General features: G+C 60.3%; 1 protein-coding gene. It reads right to left on the bottom strand.

From position 1 onward, the window contains the following. Window positions 1–74: 74 nt before the first annotated feature. Window positions 75–1426, bottom strand: a protein-coding gene (locus NKI64_RS32085) for an IS3 family transposase (protein ID WP_352672086.1) whose coding sequence is annotated in 2 segments (ribosomal slippage) — window positions 75–1090 and window positions 1090–1426 — 1353 coding nt in all. Because the reading frame shifts where the segments join, the coding sequence is not laid out codon by codon here. Window positions 1427–1513 lie beyond the last annotated feature (87 nt).

Raw genomic sequence — 1513 nt, 5'->3', positions numbered from 1 at the left:
TGTCCGTCGTCAGGGTTTTTGAGACAGACTGCGGCCTGATTTAGGGGAGGCTCTGGCTCATCTGGGTTGGCATTTTAGGCTGCGGCTTTGCGATGCTGCAAGCGCCGCAGTTCGATGGTCCTTCGCTTGATCCTTTCTCGTTGCAACAGGATGGTCTGGCCGCGGCCGAAGTAGACGTCGGCCGGCGTAAGATTGTCGAGGCTCTCATGATAGCGCCGATGGTTATAGCGCTCGACGAAGGTTTCGATCTGGGCTTCGAGATCGCCCGGCAGGAAGTAATTCTCCAAGAGGATGCGGTTCTTCAGGGTCTGGTGCCAGCGCTCGATCTTGCCCTGGGTCTGAGGATGGCAAGGCGCGCCGCGGGTGTGATCGATGTCCCGATCCTGCAACCAGCCGGCGAGCTCGCCGGCGATGTAGCACGGCCCATTGTCGGAAAGTAGTCGCGGCCGTTGTCGCACGGTCGCCCGATCGCAGCCTGATGCGACAAGCGCCAGGTTCAGCGTGTCGGTGACGTCCTCGGCCTTCATGGTCGTGCACAGCTTCCAGGCGATGATGTAGCGGGAGAAGTCGTCGAGAATGGTGGAGAGGTAAAACCAGCCCCAGCCGATGACCTTCAGATAGGTGAAGTCGGTCTGCCAGAGCTGGTTGGGCGCCGTCGTCTTGTCCTTGAACTCGTCGGCGGCCTTGATCACGATGAAGGCCGGGCTGGTGATCAGATCGTGCGCCTTGAGCAGGCGATAGACTGAGGCTTCCGAGACAAAATAGCTTTGGGTGTCGGTGAACGTCACCGCCAGTTCCCGTGGGCTGAGCTCCGGCTTCTCCAGGGCAAGCTCGACGATCCGATCCCGGACGTCTTGCGGGATGCGGTTCCATACCCGGCCGGGCCGTGGGCTACGATCCTCGAGCGCATCGACGCCACCCGTCAGGAAACGATCATACCATCGGTGGAAGGTGGCACGCGGGATACCGAGCCGTTCCAGCGTGCGACACGCCGGCAAGTGCGATCGCTCGACAGTCTGGATGATCTCGAGCTTCTCTGAGGCGGGGTATCTCATTCGTCGTCGCCCCCATCCGCGATCATGCTTTTTTTGAGCAGCCGCAGTTCCAGCGCCTGTTCGGCCACGACCTCTTTCAGATCGCGCGACTCGCGGCGAAGAACCTTGACCTCGTCAGTGGTGGCGGCACGCGCAGTATCACCTGCCAGCCGCTTCTTGCCGGCTTCGAGGAATTCCTTCGACCAGTTGTAATACAGGCTCTCGGCGATCCCTTCGCGCCGGCACAACGCCGCGATCGACTCTTCCCCGCGTAGTCCCTCCAGCACGATGCGGATCTTCTCCTCCGCACCATACTGCTTGCGGGTGACCCGGCGGATGTCCTTGATCACCGCTTCTGCAGGGCGCTTTTCCGTCCCGGATTTCTGTCTCATCTTCGCTCCTTTGAATGGCTACGATGAACCAGAAATCCTCCTCTCTCAGTTAAACCGATTTTGTCTCATTGCTGCTGACGCCGCACA

Source organism: Mesorhizobium sp. M0478 (assembly GCF_040321305.1).
Lineage (GTDB): Bacteria > Pseudomonadota > Alphaproteobacteria > Rhizobiales > Rhizobiaceae > Mesorhizobium.
This window is presented reverse-complemented; position numbering and strand designations above follow the sequence as displayed.